Source organism: Mesorhizobium sp. M7A.F.Ca.US.005.03.2.1, assembly GCF_003997795.1.
Lineage (GTDB): Bacteria > Pseudomonadota > Alphaproteobacteria > Rhizobiales > Rhizobiaceae > Mesorhizobium > Mesorhizobium ciceri.
In genome coordinates, this window is record NZ_RZRP01000383.1 from 1 (window position 1) to 5,849 (window position 5,849).

The window sequence follows — 5,849 nt, forward strand, 5'->3', positions numbered from 1 at the left end:
ATTCCCCTATTCCCCTATTCCCCTATTCCCCTACGGCCAGGTCTCTGCCAACCGATGTCGAGCAGGCCCAGCCGGCCAAGCTCCTTGTCCATTGCGCGAGCGACATCACGGCGCACGCCGCCGATATCGCGCAGTTGGCGGTCGGAGAGATCCTCGACGTTCTGGTAGGCAGTATCGCGGCGGGGGAGGCGTATCGCGACCCGGGCGTGACGCAACCAGTCGAGGGTTTCGGCCAGCCAGTTCGGACGATGTGCGGACGAATTCAAAACGATGATGGACATGGTGTGCTCCGTTCTCCCCGAATATCAAATCCGGCTTGATGATGTTTCGATGGACAGATCATGCCAGATTGAAATCTCTGTAGGAAACGAGTAGTTTTCTCTCGATCATCAAGTTTTCTTTGAGGATAGGATGGCTCGTCTTCTGCCTGGGACTCGTGCCTTGAGGACGCTGGAGGCGGCGGCCCGGCACCTCAATTTCACCCGTGCCGCCGACGAGCTTGGGCTGACACCGGCCGCCGTCAGCCATCAGATCAAGGAAATCGAGGATCAGCTCGGGCTGGTGCTGTTCACGCGCACCAGCCGCACCATCCGGCTCACCGAGGCGGGAACGGTGCTGTTCGACGCCTCGGCGGACGCGCTCGACCTGCTTGGCCGGGCTGTTTCGCGGGCGCAAAAGCTGACGCGCGGCACCGCTCTCTTGAAGGTAACGCTCGACGCGCAGTTCGCGTCAAAATGGCTGATGCGACGCGTCGACGATTTTCGCAAGCGTCACACCGATATCGAATTGCGATTCGACATCGCCTATGAAGTGCGGGATTTCGAACTTGACGACATCGATGTCGGCATCCGTTTTGGCGCCGGCAAATATCCGGGCCTTCGCACCCACCGGCTGTTCGACAACATCCTCATTCCGGTGTGCAGCCCGAGCCTCTTGACGTCCGGTCCGCCGCTGCGCGAGCCGCGCGACCTGTTCAATCACACGCTTGCGCATATCGAATGGTCGCGGCAAGGCGTGACGTGGCCGAACTGGCGGATGTGGATGGCGGCGGCCGGCATCAATGATTTCGACGACAGCCGGACAGTCGTGTTCGGAAATTCCACGGATGCCGTCCAGGCTGCGCTCGACGGCAATGCCGTTGCGCTCGCCGATTTCGCCATGGTGGCGAACGACCTTTCCCAGGGCAGGCTGGTGCAGCCTTTCGAACTCGGTCTGCGGGTGGCGCCCGAGTTCGCCTATTTCCTGGTCTATCCCGAAAATACCGCCGACGATCCACGCATCGTCGCCTTTCGCGAATGGATGCTAGAGGAAGTCGCCAAGACGCGGACCACGGATAAAGGGCAGTAGGGCAGTAGGGCAGTAGGGCAGTAGGGCAGTAGGGCAGTAGGGCAGTAGGGATAGGCGTCGGTGCCGTCTGCCCCCTATTCCCCTACTGCCTTACTGCCCTACTCCCTTCTTGACTCAGCTTGCCACCGCGCCGAACCAGCCGATCACGGCGCCGATGATCAGCAGCACGCCGAGCCAGTGGCCGCCGTCGATGAGGGTCAGGTCCCAGCCGAAATTCTCGTAGCGATGGTTGACCGAGAGCGTCGTGGCGACGAAACCCAGCCAGAGCACGAAGCCGAAGACAAGTCCGGCGAGCCATGTCGGCTCGCCGCCGGTCATCGCGCCGACGACCAGGGCCATTATGGTGGCCATGACCAGTTCGGCGATGAAGCTGACGACGAAGGGCAGCGGCGACTTCTTCATCGTGGCCGGATCGAGCTTGGCGGCCTTCAGCCACGGCTTGCTCAGGCTCATGTACCAGGCGGCGCCGAACAGCCACGCCACGATCGCGGCAGCGACCACCGCCAGCCAGTTCACTGCTGAAAAATCCATGAGCTCCCCCCCTCTGATCTGGATGTTATGGAACGCCTGTTCGGCGATCGCGTCAAGCGAACCGCCAGACGGTCGTGCGCTTGACCAGCGCATCCTCCAGCGCCCGCGTGACGGCCACTTCATAGACCGCAAGCGGCTCCAGCCCTGTCTTCGGCAGATACGACCGGCCGGGATCGCCGACAAGGATTTCGGCGCCGCGCGCCTTCAGCGTTGCGAACCATGGCACCAGCCGGTCAGCGAAAGATTTGTCATAGAAAACATCACCGGCCAGGACCACGTCCCAACCTGCATCGGTGCCGATGCAATCCGTGCCGAGGAATTTGGTCCCGATACCGTTGATCTCGCTGTTGAGCCGGATCGCGGTGGCGCAGAACGGATCGATGTCGGAGGCGATCACCTTGGCGGCACCGGCCTTGGCAGCGGCGATGGCGACAAGGCCGGAGCCGGAAGCAAAGTCGAGCACGTGCTTGCCACGCACCGTGCCGGAATTGTCCAGGACATAGCGGGCAAGGCCCTGGCCGCCGGCCCAGGCGAAAGCCCAGAAGGGCGGCGGCAGGCCGATTTCGACCAGCTCTTCCTCGGTCCGCTGCCACAGGTCATGCGCTTCGTCGGCAAGATGAAGCAGGATCTCCGGCACGTGCGGCGGCGCCATCAGCGCCGTGTTGTCGAGAATGAACTGTTTGGCACTGTTGGGCGTGAGCGCCGTCACGGAGCCGGCGTCAAGCCGCCCATGCGGCAGACTTCCTTCCATTCGGCCGGCGTCACCGGCTGCACGGAAAGCCGTCCGAGCCGCACCAGCGCCATGTCGGCAAGCCTGGGATTGGCCTTCACCTGTTCCAGCGTCGGCGGGTTCGGTACGTCCCTTACGGCGCGGATGTCGACGCATTCCCAGCGCGGATCGTCGGACGTGGTGTCGGGATGGGCAAGCGCGCAGACTTCAGCGATGCCGACGATGTTCAGCCCCTCGTTGGAGTGGTAGAAGAAGCCGAGATCGCCGATCTGCATCGCCTTCATGTTGTTGCGCGCCGCGTAGTTGCGCACGCCGTCCCATTGCGTGCCGGCCTTGCCCTTGGCCTTCAGCATCTCGAAGGAGAACTTGAATGGCTCGGATTTGAACAGCCAGTAGTTCATGTCTTTCTCCTCCTTGGAGTCGCGCTGGCGACCGGGATTTAACTAGCCGCCGGCTTGTTGAACGTCCAGTTCCACGGGCGGATTTCGACGCTTTCGAACAGCCCGGCCTTGGCGTAGGGGTCGGCGGCCGACAGAGCCTGGGCGCCAGCCAGGTCGGGCGCTTCGACGACCACGAGGCTGCCATTGGACTTGCCTTCAGTGTCAAGGAACGGACCGGCGAATGCCAGCTTCTTGTCGCCGTTCAACCCCTCGAGAAAGGCAACATGCTCGGGCCGCGTGTCGAGGCGCACCTGCAGGCTTCCGGGCTTGTCCTTGCAAATCACAGCAAACAGCATTTTTTCTCCTGATCGTTCAAAGTCGTGGGGATCAATCGTTGGTTTCGGTCTTCAGCGGCCGGGTCATCAACGCCGTCACGGCCTGCCGGACGGTGATGGTGCCATCCAGTATGGCGGCGACGGCGGCAATGATCGGCGCGTCGATGTTGCGCTCGGTCGCAATGCGGGCTGCGATCGCCGCCGTCGGCACGCCTTCTGCCAGCGGCAATCCGGCAAGTGGCTTGCCTTGCCCGAGCGCCAACCCATAGGCGAAATTGCGCGACTGGGTGGACGAGCAGGTCAGCAGCAGGTCGCCAAGGCCGGAAAGCCCCATCAGCGTTTCGGGCCTGGCGCCGAAGGCAGCGCCGATGCGGCGCAATTCGACAAAGCCGCGCGTCACCATGGCGGCCTGGGCGCTGGCGCCGAGACCCGCCCCGGTGACGGCACCTGCGGCAATGGCAAAGACGTTCTTCAAGGCGCCGCCGATCTCGACGCCGATCAGGTCGTCGTTCGAATAGCAGCGCAGGTTTTCGGCGGAAAAGCGGGCGGCGAGATCGGCGGCCAACACCTCGTCGCGGGCGGCGACCACAACGGCCGTCGGCAGGCCGCGGGCGACGTCGTTGGCGAAGCTCGGGCCCGACAAAACGGCAACCGGATTGAGCGGCAGGATTTCTTCGACAATCGCCGATAGCAACGCGCCAGTCTCGCTTTCGATGCCCTTGGCGCACAGAACCAGCGGGATACCGGCCGGCATATGGTCCTTCGCGGCCGCCAGCGTCGCCCGCAGCGACTGCGCCGGCGTCACCGCCAGCACGCAATCGGCACCGTCGAGCGTGGCCTGGATGTTGCTCGTCGCCACGATGCCGGGCTGGAGCGTAATGCCCGGCAGGTAGCGTGGATTTTCGCCGCGGTCGATCGCGGCGACGGTCTCCGGATCGCGCGCGTAAAGGCGGACGAAATGGCCGGCGCGCAGCATGGCCAAGGCCAAGGCAGTGCCCCAGGCGCCGCCGCCGAGCACGGCAACGCGCCAGCCGCTTGGCGCGGTGACGTTGCCGCTCATTGCCACCTCGTTCATGCCTTGGCTCCGCGCCGGCCGGAGCCGACCATCGGCGCCGAGATGCTGTCCAGCGGCCAGCGCGAGCGCGGCACGAAATCGAAGCCGTTCTCTTGCGCCATGCCCTCGCGCAGCCGCTCGATGCCGGCCCAGGCGATCATCGCCGCATTGTCGGTGCAAAGTTTCAGTGGCGGCGCAATGAAGGTGAAGCCGGTCTCGGCGCAGAGCCGCTCCAGCATGGTCTTGATCGTGCGGTTGGCGGCGACACCACCGGCAACGACGAGGGCTGGGTTCCTGGTGCCGGGAAATGTCTCGCGAAAGCGCGTCAGCGCGCGAGAAACACGGTCGGCCAGAGCATCGGCTACGGCCCCCTGGAACGAGGCGCAGATGTCGGCGACGTCCTGGTCGCTCAGCGGCGCAATGGCGCTCGCCGCCTGGCGCACGGCGGTCTTGAGGCCGGAGAAGGAGAAGTCGGGCTGGGCCGAGCCCTTCATCGGACGCGGAAAGGCAAAGCGCGAGGCGTTGCCGGCCTGTGCCGCCTTTTCGACATTCGGTCCGCCGGGATAGGGCAGGCCGAGCATCTTGGCCGTCTTGTCGAAGGCTTCGCCGAGCGCGTCGTCGATAGTCGTTGCCCAGCGCTGGTAGTCGCCGACACCCCGCACGGCGACGATTTGCGTATGGCCGCCGGAGACCAGCAGCAAGAGATAGGGAAAGTCGAGCCCGTCGGTCAGCCTTGCGGTCAGCGCATGGCCTTCGAGGTGGTTGATGGCGATCAGCGGCTTGTTCGCCGCCGCGGCGATTGCCTTGGCGGTCATCAGCCCGACGATCAGCCCGCCGACCAGGCCGGGGCCGGCGGTGGCGGCAATCGCGTCGATATCGGCTAGCGCCGTGCCCGAATCGGCAAGCGCCGCCTCGATGATGCCGTCCAGCGCCTCGACATGGGCGCGCGCGGCGATTTCCGGCACGACGCCGCCGAAAGCGGCATGCTCCTCGATCTGGCTGAGCACGATGTTGGACAGGATTTTTGGCGCGGCGTCGCCGTCGATGGCCACCACGCTGGCGGCGGTCTCGTCACAACTCGTCTCTATGCCCAGCACGCGGATCAATTCGTCGCTGTCCCTAAAGATTGTATCATGGGGCTTTCCCCGTTAGGAGAACCCCGGAAAAGCCTCGCTTGCCGGGGGGTTATCACGGACTGCGCGCCATGCAAACAATCTTGAGAATCGGAACACGCGGCAGCCCGCTGGCGCTGGCGCAGGCGCATGAAACGCAGGCGCGGCTGATGGCCGCGCATGGCATGCCGGCGGAGGCGTTCGAGGTGGTCGTCATCTCGACCAGCGGCGACCGCATTCAGGACCGGCCGCTGTCGGAAGCCGGCGGCAAGGGCCTGTTCACCAAGGAGATTGAGGAGGCGCTGCTGGCCGGCCGGATCGACATCGCCGTGCATTCGTCGAAAGACATGCCGACGCAAC

General features: G+C 64.5%; 8 protein-coding genes and 1 pseudogene. 2 read left to right on the forward strand and 7 right to left on the reverse strand.

Translation table 11 applies throughout. The features are described from left to right. Nucleotides 1-14: 14 nt before the first annotated feature. A complete protein-coding gene (locus EN991_RS20575; protein ID WP_127365963.1) occupies nucleotides 15-281 on the reverse strand; it encodes a hypothetical protein in 267 nt (88 codons plus the stop codon). Between the two features lie 130 nt (nucleotides 282-411). On the opposite strand from EN991_RS20575, the gene gcvA reads away from it, so the two are divergent. Beyond that, nucleotides 412-1,347 (forward strand): transcriptional regulator GcvA, encoded by a 936-nt coding sequence (gcvA, locus tag EN991_RS20580; RefSeq protein ID WP_127365962.1) that lies wholly within the window; start codon nucleotides 412-414, stop codon nucleotides 1,345-1,347. A 114-nt stretch (nucleotides 1,348-1,461) separates the two neighbouring features. On the opposite strand, the gene EN991_RS20585 is transcribed toward gcvA, so the two are convergent. Genes EN991_RS20585 through tsaD form a run of 6 tightly spaced genes read right to left on the reverse strand, consistent with a single transcriptional unit; the run spans nucleotide 1,462 to nucleotide 5,480 of the window. Further along, the gene (locus tag EN991_RS20585) at nucleotides 1,462-1,878 is read right to left on the reverse strand and encodes a DUF1761 domain-containing protein (RefSeq protein ID WP_063173342.1); all 417 of its coding nucleotides are present in this window, start codon (nucleotides 1,876-1,878) and stop codon (nucleotides 1,462-1,464) included. A gap of 52 nt (nucleotides 1,879-1,930) precedes the next feature. Further along, nucleotides 1,931-2,629 (reverse strand): methyltransferase, encoded by a 699-nt coding sequence (locus EN991_RS20590; protein ID WP_206519223.1) that lies wholly within the window; start codon nucleotides 2,627-2,629, stop codon nucleotides 1,931-1,933. Further along, on the reverse strand, nucleotides 2,584-3,009 hold the full coding sequence (locus EN991_RS20595) for an EVE domain-containing protein (RefSeq protein ID WP_063173341.1): 426 nt from the start codon (nucleotides 3,007-3,009) through the stop codon (nucleotides 2,584-2,586). Before EN991_RS20595 ends, EN991_RS20590 begins: the two co-directional genes overlap by 46 nt. A 38-nt stretch (nucleotides 3,010-3,047) precedes the next feature. Further along, nucleotides 3,048-3,344, reverse strand: coding sequence for a YciI-like protein (locus tag EN991_RS20600; RefSeq protein ID WP_013528905.1), 297 nt, complete (start codon nucleotides 3,342-3,344; stop codon nucleotides 3,048-3,050). 31 nt (nucleotides 3,345-3,375) lie between these two features. Further along, nucleotides 3,376-4,398 carry an NAD(P)H-dependent glycerol-3-phosphate dehydrogenase gene (locus EN991_RS20605; RefSeq protein WP_127365960.1) on the reverse strand — a complete coding sequence of 341 codons (1,023 nt, stop codon included), beginning with the start codon at nucleotides 4,396-4,398 and terminating at the stop codon, nucleotides 3,376-3,378. After that, a complete protein-coding gene (gene tsaD / locus EN991_RS20610) occupies nucleotides 4,395-5,480 on the reverse strand; it encodes a tRNA (adenosine(37)-N6)-threonylcarbamoyltransferase complex transferase subunit TsaD (protein ID WP_198327618.1) in 1,086 nt (361 codons plus the stop codon). Before tsaD ends, EN991_RS20605 begins: the two co-directional genes overlap by 4 nt. Before the next feature lie 101 nt (nucleotides 5,481-5,581). On the opposite strand from tsaD, the pseudogene EN991_RS20615 reads away from it, so the two are divergent. Beyond that, nucleotides 5,582-5,849, forward strand: a pseudogene (locus tag EN991_RS20615) (hydroxymethylbilane synthase); the annotation flags it as partial.

Bases quoted from the DNA above. Each gene is read 5' to 3' on its own strand.
- EN991_RS20575 (WP_127365963.1), bottom strand. From the start codon at position 281: ATGTCCATCATCGTTTTGAATTCGTCCGCACATCGTCCGAACTGGCTG.
- gcvA (WP_127365962.1), top strand. From the start codon at position 412: ATGGCTCGTCTTCTGCCTGGGACTCGTGCCTTGAGGACGCTGGAGGCG.
- EN991_RS20585 (WP_063173342.1), bottom strand. From the start codon at position 1,878: ATGGATTTTTCAGCAGTGAACTGGCTGGCGGTGGTCGCTGCCGCGATC.
- EN991_RS20590 (WP_206519223.1), bottom strand. From the start codon at position 2,629: ATGGAAGGAAGTCTGCCGCATGGGCGGCTTGACGCCGGCTCCGTGACG.
- EN991_RS20595 (WP_063173341.1), bottom strand. From the start codon at position 3,009: ATGAACTACTGGCTGTTCAAATCCGAGCCATTCAAGTTCTCCTTCGAG.
- EN991_RS20600 (WP_013528905.1), bottom strand. From the start codon at position 3,344: ATGCTGTTTGCTGTGATTTGCAAGGACAAGCCCGGAAGCCTGCAGGTG.
- EN991_RS20605 (WP_127365960.1), bottom strand. From the start codon at position 4,398: ATGAACGAGGTGGCAATGAGCGGCAACGTCACCGCGCCAAGCGGCTGG.